Raw genomic sequence first — 15712 nt, forward strand, 5'->3', positions numbered from 1 at the left:
CGCCGCCGCCGGGCAGGCTGGGTTTTATCGGCCTTTCGCGCAGCGGCGTGCACTGCCCCCTTTCTCGCCGTGCGTCAGCGCCGGCATTGTTCGAGGAATCTCCGATGGAAAAGCAATACGTCCTTGCGATCGATCAAGGCACCACCAGTTCACGGGCGATGTTGTTCGATCGCAACGGCAAGGTGGCCGGCGTGGCGCAGCGCGAGTTCGGCCAGATCTTTCCGCAGCCGGGCTGGGTGGAACACAACCCGCGCGAGATCATGACCAGCGTCTACACCACGATCACCGAGTTGCTCAACAACGCGCAGATCGATGCGCGCTCGATCGCCGGTATCGGCATCACCAACCAGCGCGAGACCGCGGTGGTGTGGGACAAGGCCACCGGCCAGCCGATCTACAACGCCATCGTCTGGCAATCGCGGCAGACCAAGGACATCTGCACGCAGCTCAAGGAGGCCGGGCACGAGCAGATGGTGCGCGACAAGACCGGCCTGCTGATCGATGCGTACTTTTCCGGCACCAAGGTCAAATGGATCCTCGACCACGTCGACGGCGCCCGCGAGCGCGCGCGTAACGGCGAGCTGGCCTTCGGCACCATCGACAGCTGGCTGATCTGGAATCTCACCGGCGGCAAGGTGCACGTCACCGACTACACCAATGCCTCGCGCACCTTGATGTACAACATCCACACGCTGGAATGGGATGCCGAGCTGCTGGCCATGCTCGACGTGCCGAAGGAGATGCTGCCGGAGGTGCGCTCGTCCAGCGAAATCTACGGCATGACCCAGACCCAGTATTTCTATGGCGAGCAGGTGCCGATCGCGGGCATCGCCGGCGACCAGCAGGCGGCGTTGTTCGGCCAGGCCTGCTTCGAACCGGGCATGGCCAAGAACACCTACGGCACCGGTTGCTTTGCGCTGATGAACACCGGCGACAAGGCGGTCGCATCCAAGGCCGGCCTGTTGACCACGATTGCCTGGGGCATCGACGGCAAGGTCGAATATGCGCTGGAAGGCTCGATCTTCGTCGCAGGGTCGGTGGTGCAATGGCTGCGCGACGGCCTGCGCATGCTCGGCAAGGCCAGCGACTCGCAGGCCTATGCCGAACGCGCCGGCGACAACGACGGGGTCTATCTGGTGCCGGCCTTCGTCGGCCTGGGCGCGCCGTACTGGCGCAGTGATATCCGCGGCGCGGTGTTCGGGCTGACCCGCGGCACCACCAAGGAACATTTCGTGCGCGCGGCGGTGGAATCGATGGCGTACCAGACCCGCGACGTGTTGACCGCGATGCAGGCCGATTCGGGCATCGAACTGAAGGAACTGCGCGCCGACGGCGGCGCAATCGCCAACGATTTCATGGCGCAGTTCCAGAGCGACATGCTCAACGTGCCGGTGCTGCGCCCGGAAGTAGCCGAAACCACCGCGCTCGGCGCGGCCTATCTGGCCGGCTTGGCAACCGGGTTCTGGAGCAGCCGCGAAGAGATCGCCAAGCAGTGGGCGGTGGATCGCCGCTTCGAGCCGACCATGGCCGAGGACAAGCGCGAACAACTGTATGCCGGCTGGCAGCAGGCGGTGGAAGCGACGATGGGCTTCCGCATCAGCTGACCGCTGCCATCAAGACGACAACGCCCGCCATCAGGCGGGCGTTGTCGTTTTCGTCAACCACGTGCATGGTTGTTACTCCCTGCACGGATCACGCATTGCAGAGCTGCACGCTGCAGCCCTGCAACGCAGCAGCGATTACTGCCCGCCGGTATTGGCGCGGCCGGCAATGGTGTCCGGATCCCAGTGCTCCTTGATCAGGCCCTTTTCGATGCGGAACATGTCGAACCAGGTGGTGGTGTAGGTCTTGCTCGGATCGCGCGGATCCGGCAGCGTGCGCACCGACACCAGCGTGACCAGGTCACGGTCGGCGGTGATGGCCACCAGCGGCAGCTGCACGCGTTCCTGCACCGGTGTCGGCGGCACGAACGCGGTCAGGAACGCGATGAAGGCATCGCGGCCGTTCGCCACGTTCGGGTTGTGCTGGATGTAGTTCTTGTCCATGTATTTCGGCGCTTCCTGCACCTGCCCGGCCTCGAACACGATGCGCCAGAAGTCGTAAACCAGCCGCTTGTTGACAGTCTCGGGCCAGGTGGAGCCGAGCAGCATCTTCTGGTGGTTGGGATTTTCGGTCACCGCGGTCTGCGCGAACGCAGCCACCGGCGCTACCAGCATGACCAGTAGCAAGGCGCGGGAGAACAGCTTATTCATGGAAGACTCCTTATGTGGAGACGGGCGCTACGCTGGCTGGAACGCCAGCACGGTGCGCCGCTGATTGGGGGAATGACGCGCCTTGGCAGACAGGGTTTCTACGCGTCGCCGCCAGCCTAACGGCCGCGTCTGCTCGCCCGCTAGCCGCCCTGGAGTGCACCAGGGCACTTCCGGCATTGGTGGTAATCCGAAGGTAACCACTGCAGCCGAATTCTCAGGGGCACACGAGGGATCTCCGGCATCGGTCATGGCCACACTTACTCCGGCAGTTCCACCAGTGGCAGGCCGGCATAGTTTTCAGCCACCGTCGCGCGCCCTGCCTCGCTGCCCAGCAGATACTCCAGCTCCGCGGCATGAATGCGTGCGGTGAACGCGTCCTGGTCGGCGAAGGTATGCAGCAAGGTGGTCATCCACCATGAAAACCGTTCGGCCTTCCAGACGCGTTGCAGCGCCAGCGCCGAGTACCGTTGCAGCACCTCGGCGTCGCCACGCGCGTTCCAGCGCTCGAACAATTGCGCAAGCAGGCCGACATCGGCCAGGGCCAGATTCAAGCCCTTGGCACCGGTGGGCGGCACGATATGTGCCGCATCGCCGGCCAGGAACAGGCGCCCGTACTGCATCGGCTCGGCGACGAAGCTACGCAACGGCGCAATGCTCTTCTCGATCGATGGCCCGGTGATCAGTTGCGCAGCCAGCGTCTCGGGTAACCGCGCACGCAATGCATCCCAGAACGCCTGGTCGCTCCATGCCTCTACCCGCGCATCGGCCGGTACCTGTACGTAGTAGCGCGAACGCGTCGGCGAGCGCATCGAACACAACGCGAAGCCGCGCGGGTGCTGCGCGTAGACCAACTCGTCGTGGACCGGCGGGGTGTCGGCAAGCACCCCAAGCCACCCGAACGGATACACCCGCTCGAACAGGCGCAGTCGCTCGGGCGGAATGCTGGCGCGGCTGATGCCATGGAAGCCGTCGCAGCCGACGATGTAGTCGCAGTCGATGCGCTGGCGCCGGCCCTCATGGGTGAACTCCACCGCGGGTGCGTCGCCATCCACCCCGCACAGCGTCACGTCCTGCGCGCTGTAGTACGTCGGTGCAGCGCTGCGTGCACGTGCCTGCATCAGATCGGCAGTGACCTCGGTCTGGCCGTAGACGGTGACGCTGCGCCCGCAACCGCGCAGCAGGTCGATCCGCTCCCGGCGGCCATCCAGCGACAGTTCGAAGCCGTGATGCGGCAGGCCCTCTCGCTGCACGCGTTCGCCAACCCCTGCCCGCTGCAACAGCGCCACACTGCCCTGTTCCAGCACGCCGGCACGAATCCGTCCCAGCACGTGGTCCGGCGTCTGCCGCTCGATCACCACGGTGTCGATGCCGGCCCGTAGCAACAGCTCGCCCAGCAACAGGCCGGATGGGCCGGCGCCGATGATCGCAATTTGGGTGCGCATGCAATGCTCCTGCCCCAGCTGACGGATGCAGGCCAGTGTGGGTAGCCAAGCGCGTGCAGTGAAGGGATGATTGCGCGCAGTGCTTGGACTTTTCGACGATGCCCAGACGCGCGCACGCCATTGCTGCAGCCACCGCGGTGCCCGCCTTCGGCCTGTACGGCGAGCAGCACGCCGACACGCCCGAGTTGTTGCATTGGGAGTCGATTGCCGCACGCAGCCGGCTACATGACTGGCACATCGCTCCGCACCGGCACGAGGACCTGGCACAGTTGCTGTACGTGCAACGCGGGCCGGCGACGCTGCAGCTGGATGGCCGCAGCCAGCGCCTGCGTGGCGCGCGCGTGATCTGGCTGCCGCCGCTGTGCGTGCATGGCTTCGGGTTCGATCCGCGGGTCCGCGGCCACATCATCACCTTGTGCATGCCGCTGGTGCGCGGCGCCTTGAGTGCTGCACCACTGTTGCAGGCTGCCCTGACCATCCCGCAGGTCCTGCACGCACAACGCGCACGCGGGCTGCTCGACGTGCTGTTCGCCAGCATTGCCGACGACCACGCCTGCCGACGCGTCGGCCATGAGGCCGCATTGCACGCCGCCGCAGCGCAGTTGTTGATCTGGACCGCCCGCACGGCGCTGGAACACGCGCAGGATGCCGCTGCGGTAAGTCCGTATGCCGACCCGGCACTACGCCATCTCCGCGGCTATCAGGCCTTGATCGACCAGCACTACCGTGCGCATTGGCCGATCTCCCGCTATGCCGAGCAATTGGGCCTGACGCCGGGCCATCTCAATGCGTTGTGCCAGCGACTGGCCGGCGCCTCGGCACTGCAATTACTGCAGCGCCGCATCATGCTCGAAGCCCGCCGCAGCCTGCGCTACACCAGCCTGAGCGTGCAGCAGATCGCCGCCGACCTTGGATTTTTCGACGCTGCGTACTTCAGCCGCTATTTCGTACGTCACGCTGGCTGTTCGCCGACGCGCTTTCGCGCTTGCGATTAAGAGCGGCCGATCCGTGGGCTGGTTGTAGGGTTTTCAACAAAGTAACCAGCGGACTGTCCGGTGCGGTGTCCTCGCCGGTTGCCGGACCGTGTGGCGGCATGGATGCCGCCACCGAGCCCCCCAGGGACGGGTTCACGGCGTGTCCCGCGAGCGGTGAAGGCAGCACGCACTCGATGCCGTCAGTTTGCTGCAGGGCCCTTGCCCGCCCACCATCGCGGGACACGCCGCAAGTACGTCCTTGTAGGCTCCGGCGCGGCATCCATGCCGCTCAGGGTCCCGCGACGGCGAGCGGGCAAGGACCAGTCCAGATGGTCTGGTGTGCACGGCTAAGAGCCGTGCTGGATGCGCCTTGTTCGACCATGGAGCATCGGCTCCATGTCTGATACACCGCAGTGCAGACAGCTTTTCGAACCAGCGCCGACCAATTGTCTGATGCGGTGTCCTCGCCGGTTGCGGGACCGTGTGGCGGCATGGATGCCGCCACCGAGCCTCCAGGGAAGGATTCACGGCGTGTCCCGCAACCGGTGAGGTCACCGTGCCCTCACCGCTGCGAGTGTGCTACAGGGCCCTTGGCGCAGTCGGTCGCCCCACACCGGTCAGAACGGGTATTGCGGCACTTCGTTCTTGATCGTCAGCCACTGCCAGTGGGTGTACTGCTCCCAGTCGGCCGGCCCGCCGACACTGGTGCCGTTGCCCGAGGCACCGGTACCGCCGAAGGGGTTGATGACTTCGTCGGACACGGTCTGATCGTTGATGTGCAACAGGCCGGTATGGAGCTTGTCGCCCAGGTTCATCGCGCGCGACACCGACGCCGACAGGATGCCGGCGGCCAGGCCGTACTCGCCATGGTTGGCCAGTTCCGCGGCTTCTTCGTCGGTGTCGAACACGGTGATGTTGATCACCGGCCCGAAGACTTCCTCGTCGAATGCACGCATGCCCGGACGCACGTTGGACAGCACCGTCGGCGCATAGAACAGGCCTTCGTTGCTGGCACCGGCTTCCACCACCGCACCGGCGGCGACGCTGTCGTCCACGATATCGATCACACGCTGCAGCTGGCGCTGGTCGATGATCGGACCCAGGGCCACGGTGCCGCTGACCGGATCGCCAACCGGCAGATGCCTGGCCTTTTCAGCCAGCCGCTGGGTCAGCGCATCGGCAATGCCACGCTGGACCAGCACGCGGCCGGTGGCCATGCAGATCTGCCCTTGATGCATGTAGGCGCCGAACGCCACGGCAGAGGCCGCCCTGTCCAGATCGGCGTCGTCGAGCACGATCACCGCGTTGTTGCCGCCCAACTCCAGCGATACCTTCTTCAGGTGCCGGCCCGCGATCTCGCCGATGCGTCGCCCGGCAGCGGTGGAGCCGGTAAAGGCAATCATCGGGACATCCGGCGATTCGACCAGCGCCTGGCCGATGGCGGCATCGCCGTGCAGCACGTGCAACAAGCCCTTCGGCAGGCCCGCTTCCTCCAGCACCTGCGCGATGACCACGCCACCGGTGTACGGTGTGCGCGGGTCAGGCTTGAGCACCACCGCATTGCCCATCGCCAGCGCCGGAGCCACCGACCGCAGCGACAGGATCAACGGGAAATTGAACGGGGAAATCACCGCGATCACGCCCAGCGGCAGATGCCGGGCCAGGCTGAGCTGGCCGGCGCCGGTGGGCAGCACCTGGCCGACGGCCTGCAGCGGCAGCGCCGCCGCCTGCTGATAGAACACCACTGACTCGTTCACTTCGCGCTGGGCCTTGGGCAGGATGCCGCCGGTCTCGCGCGCGATCAGCAGCGCCGCTTCCGCACTGCGTGCTTCCATCAGCTGCGCGGCACGGTGAAACACGGCAGCGCGCTCACGCGGCGTCGTGGCTGCCCAGGCACGTTGCGCTTTTTTCGCCAGCGCCACGGCAGCGGCGACATCGGCCAGATCGGCCTTGCCGACTTCGTGCAGCAGCTTGCCGGTGGCCGGTTCGATGATCTGCGCGGTGCCGCCGTTGCCGGGCACCCAGTCGCCATTGAAGATACAGCCATGCCACGCCGGGACGGACGACGCGGCAATCGCGGTGTTGGGGAGAGCGTTCATGGTCTAGCCTCCTGCTGAGGGGGTGGTGTTACAGGGTGGTGGACGCCAGCCCGCCATCGACCGGCAAGGTGATGCCGTTGATCCAGCGCGCAGCATCGGAGGCGAGAAACACGATGGCCTCGGCCACCTCGTCGGCGTACGCCGGACGCGTCATGCGCTTGGCGTCTTCCTTGACGCGCTCCTCGCCGAGCATGGTGACGAAATCGCCGAGAATCGGCGTAAACACCGGTCCGGGCGCGACGTTGTTGACGCGCACGCCATGCTCGGCGAACCAGGGCCGCGACTGCAGCAGGGTCCATACGATCAGCGCTTCCTTGAAATACTGGTAGCAGGTGTCGTGGCTCACCGGATGCGCCTGCAACCACGCAGTGCCGGACGTAAAGCTGTCGGTGGCGGCCAGCTGCTTGTGCAGCTCCAGGCGTTGCGGCCATTCGGCGCCCAGGATGGAGGCCACGTTGATGATGGAACCGCCAGCCGTCATGCGCGGCAGCAGCGCCTGGCTCAAATGGCGCAGACCCAGGTAGTTGACGCGCGCCACGACCTCCAGCGGTGCGGTGCCGGGAACGCCGGCCACGTTGGCCAGCGCGTCGATGCGCTCCGGCAAGGCCTGCACCAGCGCATCGATGGACGCCGGATCGCCAAGATCGGCCTGGTGGAACCCGTGCAGCGACATCTGCACCGGCGTGCGATCGACGCCGATCACCCTGGCGCCATGGAAACGGGCCAAGCGCGCCACTTCGGCACCAATGCCCGATGCCACGCCGGTGACCACGATCGTCTTGTTCTGCAAATTCATTGCCACTCTCCGAAGAGGCCGGCCGTACCGGCGCTAGAACACATGGACGTACTGCAGGTTGACGTTGTTGCCGGAGGCAGCGTTCTTGACCTCCACCGGCAGATACACATTGGCAAACAGCATGTTGTTGGCATCCATCCGCCATACACCGCCGGGGCCGGCATAGAACACGCGTTGGCGGGTGTCGGCCACGCGCTGCCCGTTGGTGCGGTTGTCGCGGAACTGGGTGAGGTAATAGGCATTCACGCCAAGGCGGATGTCGGGCACCACTTCCCAGGACGTGGCGAAGTTGATCCAGCCCGCATCGCCGGCCTGGCCGTTGCGGAACGCAAAACCCGGCGGCAGGTTCGGACGCCGCTCGCTGCGGAAGTTGTAGATGTAGTTGATGCGTGCGCTGACTTCCCAGTTGGGCGTCGGGAGCACGGTGAACGCGTATTGCGGCACCAGCGACCAGTAGCCGGCACCCTGATTGAGGTCGCGGTCGCGGTCGAACTTGCCGGTCGGCGCGATCGCATTGATTTCGAAACGCTGCGAAAACACCGGCCTGCCATTGCGGATCACCGGCAGCATCTGCAGATAGGGGCCAAAGGTCAGGTCACCCACACCGGCACCGTTGTCGCGCAAGCTGGCAATGCTGTTGCGCCCGAACGAGGCATCCAGGTTGATCAGCGGCAGCAGCGTGTTGATGCCCACTGCACCGCCAAAGAGCTTGTACGGCGTGACATAGGCGACCTGGGTCAGCAGCAGGGTCGAATCGATGCGCGGGCGATCGAACACCGGCACGTCGTTGCCGCGGGAATCCTTGATCGCATCCAGTGAGCTCTGACGCAGATAGGTGATCACCGCCCAGCCGGGAGTGGTGCGGGTGAAGCCGTCCAGATAGCTGGTACCGCCGGTATTGATGCCGTTGGTCAGCGTCGTACTCTGCGGCAGGTTCTGCGCCGCGGCGGTGCCCGCAGCGAGCAGCGCCACCATGGCAAGCGCTGCGCGGCGCAGCCCCGACGCGCGGGAAGACAACCCAGACAGGACCGATCGATAGTTCACTGCAAACATCTCCAGCATGGGGAGGGACAGCGGACACTGCGGCGGAACAACGGTCAGGCAGGCGCGATCGACACGCCGGCGACGGCGCGTGCAAAGCTCAGGTAGAAAGCGGGCCGTGCGCCTGCACGGCAGCTGCGGATCAGGCGGTGTCCAGACGGTCCAGCCGGTCGAGCGCGCGCAGCAACGGCGCCTCGCTGCTGCCAAGCACCACGCTGAGTTGCTGTTCCATCCGCAGCACTTCGGCCTCGGCGGCGCTCAGCAGGGTCACGCCGGCGGTGGTCAGCGACAGATGCTGCATGCGTCGGTCCTGGCGTCCCCGCACCTGCCGCAGCAGGCGGCGCTTGACCAGGCGTGCTACCACGATCGCCAGGTTGGGCGCCGACACGTGCAGCACATCGCCGATCTGGCGTTGATTGATGCCCGGGTTGCCGTCCACCAGCATCAGCAGCGAGAAGTCCACCGGCTTGAGATCGAACGCTGCCACGCAGTCCTGAAACATCCGCCGCACCAGCAACTCGGTGCGGGTGATGCGGTAGCCCAGCAGCCGCAGCAGGCGCGCCTGATCCACCGTGGTGACGGCATCCGGCGGCAGGGCGGCATTGGCAGTGACGGACATGACGGTTCTCGCAGCGAAGACGACGGGCGGACCGGTGCGCGCAACGCACACTGCCCGCAACGCCGGTCCGCGGCGTGAGCTGCATTGTAGACGCGCTCAGGCATGCCGAGGGGGCCTTGGCCCCGTCGTGCAGGCAGGCCACAGCATGCAGGTGCCGGTCCAGCGCCAGCACATGGCGGGCGTCTGCGGCGGCAGGCAGGTGTGGGAAGCGACGGTCATCCAGGCACGGCTGAGACATGGGTTACAGGTCGGCAAGTGATTGCGTTCCGGAATAGTTATGGATCATAACTACATTGCCAAGCTGCAGCGCAGCATGGTCGCGCTCGCCAGGCTGACCAATGCGCCTGGTGGTGGTGCGGCAACCGGCTTGCGGCCGGCGCGCCGGGCACGGGTGCGTGCGGTATGCCGGGCCTGGCAGCGGTGGCGGCAAGCACGACGACAACGCTGCGGTTGTCACCACGCGACGCTTGCGCATCCAGCCCAATCGCCCAGCGGGATTCCTCAACTGGCGAGGCGCTCGCTCGATGCATCTGCGTGCCAGCTAGGCCAACTGCTAACTGGTGGCCTACGGGTTACGAATTACCGATTACGGCAACCATAGCTTCTCGAGGTCGCGGAAGCCCCAGTCGGTGGGGCTTTCCATCTGTGCGATGCGGTCCTGGCAATCCGGCCGCGACAGATCGATGTCCTGCACCAGCACATGGCTGCGCAACTTGGCCGAATAGAACACGCGGACCTTGGGCTTGAGCAGCGCATCGGCGGTCTGCTCGATCACCACCGCCAGTTTCTGCGACTCCAGCCGCACCAGCGAGCCGACCGGATAAATCCCCAGCCGGCGCACAAAGGCCTGGAACACCACCGGGTCGAAATGCCCCTGCCACGACGCCATGCGCTTGAGCGATTCGGCCGGATCCCAGCCGCGCTTGTAGGGGCGGTCGGAGCTGATGGCGTCGTACACATCGCACACCGCACCCATCCGCGACATCAGTGAGATGTCCTCGCCCGCCAGCCGATTCGGGTAGCCGCTGCCGTCCATTTTCTCGTGATGGTGCAGCGCGATCTCCAGCACCACCGCGTTCTGCACGCCGCCGGCCACCAGCAGGCGATGGCCATCCAGCGGATGCTGGCGCATGACCTCCATTTCGTCGTCGGTGAGCTTGCCCGGCTTGTTGAGGATGTCCAGCGGCGTCACCGCCTTGCCCATGTCGTGCAGCAGGCCGCCCATGGCCGCCTCGACGACCTGCCCTTCGGGCAAGCCGAGCTGGCGCGCCAGCCCGCTCATCAGGCCGGCCACCGCCATCGAATGCAGATAGGTGTAGTCGTCGGCGGTCTTGAGCCTTGCCACGCTGATCAGGGCCTGCGGATGCCGCAGGACCGACTCGTTGATGGCTTCCACCAGCGGCATCGCCGCCTCGGTGTCGACGGTGCGTCCAAGCCGCACGTCACGGAACATCGCCTCGACCGTGTCGCGCCCGTCTTCGAAGATCTTGCGTGCGCGCACCACTTCGGACTCGATGCCGACCTGCGCGGTGACGCTATTTGTGCGTGCGGTGCGCGTGGCGGTGGGCGGCTCGGGGGGCAGTGATGCTGGCGGTACCGCCGGCTCGGGCTCCGGGCTGGGTGCGTCCGGCGCCGCCGTTTCCAGGTCCAGGCCACGCGCGGTGTCGATCACCAGTTGCTCGATCCGGCTGCCATGGATCTTCTCCACGTCATCCGAATCGACCAGGAACGAGGTCTTCCAGAACGGATGGTGCACCCACGCGCCCAGCAGCTTGTAGACATACATGCCGGGGCGGAGTTGATCGGAGTCGATGGTTCTGAGCATGCCGGCGCTGATCTGCAAATGGTCCGCGGAAGAGCCCGCCACAACGATGGAGGGTCTGTCGGGGTATCGGCAGTGCGCAGCATTTCTTTGGCCCGGTCGACCTCGCTCAGCTGCGTGACAACCGCCAGCCGGGCAGTTCAGCGCTCCGGCAGGCGCATGCCCAGCACGGCGACGGCCGCAAGCAGCAACGGCACGCTGCAGGCCAGGTACAGGGCCGCCGGCGACCAGCCCGCGTCCACCAGCACGCCCACGCACAGTGGCGAGGCGATCGCGCCGAAGCGGCCCACCCCGATCGCCCAGCCCATGCCGGTGGAACGCACCGCCGCAGTGAAGACCACCGGCGCCACCGCATACAGCCCGGCGATGGCGGCAAACAGCGCCGCGCCGCTCAGCACCGCCGTGGCAAACGCCCAACTCAGCACGGTGCTGTAGAGGCCAAAGGCCAGCAGCGCCAGCGCCGAGATCCCAAGCGCGCCGGCGGTCAGCCGCGACAGGCGCGCACGTGCGGCCAGCGCGCTGAAGACCGCCCCGCCGGCAATGCCGCCCAGATTCAACAAGACACCACCGGTTACACCCTGCGCCGCCGACAAGCCGGCCACGACCAGCAGCTTCGGGGTCCAGCTGAGTACGAAATAGAACGCGAACATCAGCAGAAAGAACGCCAGCGCGATCAACAGCGACTGCCGCCGCAATGCCGGCACGAACAGGGCCGCATAGCCCTGCGCCCGATTGGGAATCTGCGGCGGTGACGGCAGTACCGCATGCGGCGGCATGCCCATGCGTGCGAGCACCGCGTTGAAGCGTTCAGCTGCATCGGGCGGGCGCCGCGCGATCAAAAAATCCAGCGACTCGGGCAGAAACGCCAGCACCAAGGGCACGCACAGCAGCGACCCGAGCGCACCGAGCACAAACACCGCGTGCCAGGACCATTGCTGCAACAGCAACGCCGCGATTGCGCCGCCCAGCGTTGCGCCGATCGGGTAACCGGTGGCCTGCAGCGCCAATGCCGTGCTGCGCCACCGGGCGGTGGAATACTCGGCAGCGATGACCGCAACGCAGGCCAGCATGCCGCCGATGCCGATGCCGGTGAACGCACGCAACGCGCCGAGTTGCCACACGTCGGTGGCCAGCGCCGAGGCCCCCATGCCCACGGTCAAGATTGCCAGGCAGGCCAGGATCGTCGCGCGCCGCCCGATGCGATCGGCCAGCGGCGCCAACATCAGCGATCCTGCTGCCATGCCGACCAGGCCGGCACTGAACAAGGCCCCGAGCAGCTTGCCCGACAACTGCCATTGCGCCGACACATGCGGGGCGGTGAAGGCCATCGCCATTACATCGAAACCATCGAGCATGGTCAGCAACACGCACACCGCCACCGCCCTCCACTGGAACGGCGTCATGCGTTCCAGTACGAAGGGTGCAGGTGTCGCGGCGCTCGGGGTCATCGGGTGATCCTGGTGTAGGAATGGCAGGTGCGTCGGCAGCTGCAGGCGTGGCCATGCGAGCGTGCAGGGGCAGCACGACGAAGACGCGAGCAAGCCTCGAAGCAGCAACGACACTCGACAATGCATCGGCACTGCAACGCAGCACGAGCGCCGCGTTGCAAAACGCCATCGGCACGCTAGGCCGATCGCAGGGGACGTTCAATACAACCGCACGCACTGGTGTGCGCTTATCGAACAGGCTGGCAGAGCGCTTCGCCTGCCTCGCCATGCATTCGTTGAGGTGTTTGCATGGCGGCACCCGGGGTAGGCGGATTGCTTGCACGGACACGATCGACCTCGCGCCTACCGCTGCAGCGCGTGACCTGGCGTGCGATCGGACGGGGTAACCGCCACGTTCGTCTGGTCCGGAGTGCGAAGCGCATTGCTGCACTCGTCGCGCAGGCATGGCATGCGAGATTTCGCGGTAGCGAACTTTGAACGACGCAAGATGCGCATGACTGCAAACCTCCACACGCAGTGCAACTCGATCCCTTCGAAGCTGCAGCAAACATTCAGGCGTAGCCCCACAGGTTCTGGCGTCGGTCGTTTCAACACGCCGCGCCGCTGCGTCATCCACGGCCACAGCCAGACAGGTCATTTGCCACGCCAGCGCTTGCCGCATGCGACAGTCGCCCCGCTATCATGCCGGCAGTGCCCGCACCGGGCGGCACGCCGACATGCTGGAGATCATCGTGACCCCGATTCGCTCGTTCCTGGACCACACCCCGCAACTGGGCGCACGCGTCTATGTCGACCCTGCCTGCACCATCATCGGCAAGGTGAGCCTGGGCGATGATGTATCGGTGTGGCCGGGCACGGTGATTCGCGGCGACGTCAATCACGTGCAGATCGGCGCACGTACCAATGTGCAGGACGGCACCATCATCCACGTCAGTCACCATAGCCCGTTCAACAAGGCCGGCTACCCGACGCTGATCGGCGCCGACGTCACGGTTGGCCACGGCACCATCCTGCATGCCTGCACCATCGAAGACCTGTGCCTGATCGGCATGGGCGCCTGCGTGCTAGACGGCGCCACCGTCAAGCGCTACGGCTTTGTCGGTGCCGGCGCGGTGGTCGGCCCGGGCAAGATCGTCGGCGAAGGCGAATTGTGGCTGGGCAATCCCGCGCGCCTGGCCCGCACCCTCAGCGACAAGGAAATCGAAAGCCTGCATTACTCCGCGCAGCATTACGTGCGGCTCAAGGATCAGTATCTGGGCGGCGCCAGCGCCGGCTGAATCCGGGTCCCCGCCCTGCGGCTGCAGGCCAGCATCGGCCCTCTGCGACACGGGTACACCGCCTTCGAGCTGGATGCACCTGCCGCAGACGCCCGTGGCTTGATGCTGGCAGGCCGACGCGCAGAGAGATGACGGCAGCAACGCGCCGCACGTTGCGCATCCCTGGCCGCCCGGGATGCAGCGCAGCCGCAGCCAGCTGCGGGTTGCATGGCGGCGGGGTTGCATGGCGGCAAGAACGCCGGCGACCTGACGCCGCTTACGGCCGCGTGGCCTGCTCCAGTGCCCTCAACGTGGCCAGCGCCTGGGCGCGCGAAGCGCCGCACATGTCCTCGGATGGACGCAGGCTGGCGCACACCACCGGCCGCGTCGGCAAGCCGAACAGGCGACACCGGCCCTGGCCATCGAGCTGCACGCAGGGCACGCCCGCCGGCTTGCCCTGCGGCATGCCGGGGATCGCCGAACTGATCGACGGGGCAATACAACAGGCCGCGCAGCCGGCGCGGCACGGGAAGTCCATGCGCATGCCATCAGTGTAAACCGCCGCGTCCTCCGGGCCGCGGCGGCGCCGGGGTTAGAGAGGTGGCGGCACGTAGCCGGACAGGCGCACGTCGAAGAAGGCCTGCACCGCAGCGAGATTGCTCTTGGCCTGGATGTCCGCGCCCACGTCGTAGCTCATGCCCAGCACATCGTCATCCGGCCAGCCGGGGCCGAAGCACCACTGCGTGCTGGGGATATTGTTGGCCTGCAGATGGGCCAGCATCCGGGTGGTGGCGACCTCCGCGCTGTGGTTGTCGGCCGGATAGCCATGCTCACCCAGATAGCCGCGTTTGCCGGCATGCTGCAGGGCTTCGATGAAGGGCGCCACCATCTCGATGCCGGTGTCCGGCTTGACCACCTCGTTGCGCCCGCCGGGCCCGACCCAGTTGCCGCCGCCAGCTCCGTCGCTATCCAGGTAGTTGTGCGCTTCGTAGACGATGCGGTTGTAGGGATCGGGGATGTCGAACAGGCCCATCGAGTCCTGCTGCCAGAGCCGGGCACTGGCATAGCCGTTGCCGCACACGAACACGAAGTGGTCGCGGTCGCGATCGATGATGGTCTTGCAGCACGCGGTGGCGGTGTTCTGCCAGTGCGCCGACATCGACAGCACGCTGCCATCGGCGTTGCGCTCCTTTCCCTGGTATGGCTCGTTCATCACGCCCCAGCCGAACACCGCCGGGTGTTGCCTGAAGCGGTTGACGATGCGTGCCCACAGGTCGGGCAGGCCGGCCTCGTTGTAGAGCGTGCACCCCGGCGTGCCGATCACGCGGTATTCGTAGAGCTTGAGCAACTGGTCGCGGCGATCGAAATAGCCCTGGTAGCCGAAGCTGCGCAGCGGATAGGTGTCGGCCCAGACCTCGGCTGCGGCCGGGTCGTCGACGCGGTTGCCGCGTGCATCGACAAGCGTGCCGCTGGCGTCGCGCCGGTAGCCGGACTTGGCGGCCACCCGCTGCGGCAGGCGCATGTAGTCGTGCAGCTCCACGATGGCGCGCTTGCCGCGTGCAGCGATGTGGTCCAGTGCGTCCTGGACCTGGCGGCAGTAGGTCTCGTTCAGGGCCACGCCCTGCCCACGCGTGAAGCGCGCAGCGGTGGTCGGCAGCCGGAACAGCGGGCAGGCCCCGGCGGCAGCCACGTGCTGCGCGGTGATGGCGCGGTAGTGCGTGCCGATCTCGGCATTCTCCACATAGCTGTTGGAGGCCAGGCCCGACAGGTTCAGGCCCGCGAACGGCAGGGTGGCGCTCTGCGCGGCCGCGCGGCCGCCCCACCCGAGGCCCGCCAGCGCCGCCGCGCCGGCTGCGCCCTGCAGCACGCGACGCCGCGTGATGCCGGCCGTTGCCGCCGGCGTCTGGTCGATGGGATGCGACGTTGCCGCCGTGCGGCGTGAATGAGGATGGTCGGACATGGG

General features: G+C 66.5%; 13 protein-coding genes. 3 read left to right on the forward strand and 10 right to left on the reverse strand.

The window, feature by feature from the left end; all coding sequences use genetic code 11:
- Positions 1 to 104 precede the first annotated feature (104 nt).
- Complete coding sequence (gene glpK / locus EO174_RS00165) at positions 105 to 1604, forward strand: glycerol kinase GlpK (RefSeq protein WP_104583856.1); 1500 nt, start codon at positions 105 to 107, stop codon at positions 1602 to 1604.
- A gap of 135 nt (positions 1605 to 1739) precedes the next feature.
- Here the strand turns inward: glpK and EO174_RS00170 are convergent, their stop codons facing one another.
- Both EO174_RS00170 and pobA read right to left on the reverse strand, forming a co-directional pair.
- On the reverse strand, positions 1740 to 2252 hold the full coding sequence (locus EO174_RS00170) for a nuclear transport factor 2 family protein (protein ID WP_104583857.1): 513 nt from the start codon (positions 2250 to 2252) through the stop codon (positions 1740 to 1742).
- Between the two features lie 257 nt (positions 2253 to 2509).
- Entirely contained in the window at positions 2510 to 3694 is a 1185-nt protein-coding gene (pobA, locus tag EO174_RS00175; protein WP_126941563.1) for a 4-hydroxybenzoate 3-monooxygenase, read from the reverse strand.
- Positions 3695 to 3792: 98 nt separating this feature from the next.
- Between pobA and EO174_RS00180 the strand changes: the two genes are divergently transcribed.
- Positions 3793 to 4689, forward strand: a complete 897-nt coding sequence (locus EO174_RS00180) for a helix-turn-helix domain-containing protein (RefSeq protein ID WP_126941564.1) — start codon at positions 3793 to 3795, stop codon at positions 4687 to 4689.
- 596 nt (positions 4690 to 5285) lie between these two features.
- On the opposite strand, the gene EO174_RS00185 is transcribed toward EO174_RS00180, so the two are convergent.
- From EO174_RS00185 to EO174_RS00215, 6 genes are all read right to left on the reverse strand, one after another.
- Positions 5286 to 6767: a benzaldehyde dehydrogenase gene (locus EO174_RS00185; protein ID WP_104650575.1), complete on the reverse strand. Its 1482-nt coding sequence runs from the start codon at positions 6765 to 6767 to the stop codon at positions 5286 to 5288.
- Between the two features lie 28 nt (positions 6768 to 6795).
- Entirely contained in the window at positions 6796 to 7563 is a 768-nt protein-coding gene (locus EO174_RS00190) for a coniferyl-alcohol dehydrogenase (protein WP_104650574.1), read from the reverse strand.
- A gap of 33 nt (positions 7564 to 7596) precedes the next feature.
- Positions 7597 to 8538: a transporter gene (locus EO174_RS00195; protein WP_126941565.1), complete on the reverse strand. Its 942-nt coding sequence runs from the start codon at positions 8536 to 8538 to the stop codon at positions 7597 to 7599.
- A gap of 208 nt (positions 8539 to 8746) precedes the next feature.
- Positions 8747 to 9223, reverse strand: a complete 477-nt coding sequence (locus EO174_RS00200) for a MarR family transcriptional regulator (protein ID WP_104583863.1) — start codon at positions 9221 to 9223, stop codon at positions 8747 to 8749.
- A gap of 586 nt (positions 9224 to 9809) precedes the next feature.
- Positions 9810 to 11048 (reverse strand): HD-GYP domain-containing protein, encoded by a 1239-nt coding sequence (locus EO174_RS00210; protein WP_126941567.1) that lies wholly within the window; start codon positions 11046 to 11048, stop codon positions 9810 to 9812.
- 137 nt (positions 11049 to 11185) lie between these two features.
- Entirely contained in the window at positions 11186 to 12493 is a 1308-nt protein-coding gene (locus EO174_RS00215; protein ID WP_126941568.1) for an MFS transporter, read from the reverse strand.
- Between the two features lie 731 nt (positions 12494 to 13224).
- Between EO174_RS00215 and EO174_RS00220 the strand changes: the two genes are divergently transcribed.
- A complete protein-coding gene (locus EO174_RS00220; protein ID WP_026064577.1) occupies positions 13225 to 13770 on the forward strand; it encodes a gamma carbonic anhydrase family protein in 546 nt (181 codons plus the stop codon).
- A 256-nt stretch (positions 13771 to 14026) separates the two neighbouring features.
- Here the strand turns inward: EO174_RS00220 and EO174_RS00225 are convergent, their stop codons facing one another.
- Positions 14027 to 14293, reverse strand: a complete 267-nt coding sequence (locus tag EO174_RS00225) for a YkgJ family cysteine cluster protein (RefSeq protein ID WP_126941569.1) — start codon at positions 14291 to 14293, stop codon at positions 14027 to 14029.
- 48 nt (positions 14294 to 14341) lie between these two features.
- Positions 14342 to 15709, reverse strand: a complete 1368-nt coding sequence (locus EO174_RS00230) for a cellulase family glycosylhydrolase (RefSeq protein ID WP_126941570.1) — start codon at positions 15707 to 15709, stop codon at positions 14342 to 14344.
- Positions 15710 to 15712: the final 3 nt, after the last annotated feature.

Origin of the sequence: Xanthomonas sp. BRIP62418, from assembly GCF_003993495.1 — a bacterium.
Classification (GTDB): domain Bacteria; phylum Pseudomonadota; class Gammaproteobacteria; order Xanthomonadales; family Xanthomonadaceae; genus Xanthomonas; species Xanthomonas euroxanthea.

Bases quoted from the DNA above. Each gene is read 5' to 3' on its own strand.
- pobA (WP_126941563.1), bottom strand. From the start codon at position 3,694: ATGCGCACCCAAATTGCGATCATCGGCGCCGGCCCATCCGGCCTGTTG.
- EO174_RS00225 (WP_126941569.1), bottom strand. From the start codon at position 14,293: ATGCGCATGGACTTCCCGTGCCGCGCCGGCTGCGCGGCCTGTTGTATT.
- EO174_RS00210 (WP_126941567.1), bottom strand. From the start codon at position 11,048: ATGCTCAGAACCATCGACTCCGATCAACTCCGCCCCGGCATGTATGTC.
- EO174_RS00230 (WP_126941570.1), bottom strand. From the start codon at position 15,709: ATGTCCGACCATCCTCATTCACGCCGCACGGCGGCAACGTCGCATCCC.
- glpK (WP_104583856.1), top strand. From the start codon at position 105: ATGGAAAAGCAATACGTCCTTGCGATCGATCAAGGCACCACCAGTTCA.
- EO174_RS00200 (WP_104583863.1), bottom strand. From the start codon at position 9,223: ATGTCCGTCACTGCCAATGCCGCCCTGCCGCCGGATGCCGTCACCACG.
- EO174_RS00170 (WP_104583857.1), bottom strand. From the start codon at position 2,252: ATGAATAAGCTGTTCTCCCGCGCCTTGCTACTGGTCATGCTGGTAGCG.
- EO174_RS00195 (WP_126941565.1), bottom strand. From the start codon at position 8,538: ATGGTGGCGCTGCTCGCTGCGGGCACCGCCGCGGCGCAGAACCTGCCG.
- EO174_RS00185 (WP_104650575.1), bottom strand. From the start codon at position 6,767: ATGAACGCTCTCCCCAACACCGCGATTGCCGCGTCGTCCGTCCCGGCG.
- EO174_RS00215 (WP_126941568.1), bottom strand. From the start codon at position 12,493: ATGACCCCGAGCGCCGCGACACCTGCACCCTTCGTACTGGAACGCATG.
- EO174_RS00180 (WP_126941564.1), top strand. From the start codon at position 3,793: ATGCCCAGACGCGCGCACGCCATTGCTGCAGCCACCGCGGTGCCCGCC.
- EO174_RS00190 (WP_104650574.1), bottom strand. From the start codon at position 7,563: ATGAATTTGCAGAACAAGACGATCGTGGTCACCGGCGTGGCATCGGGC.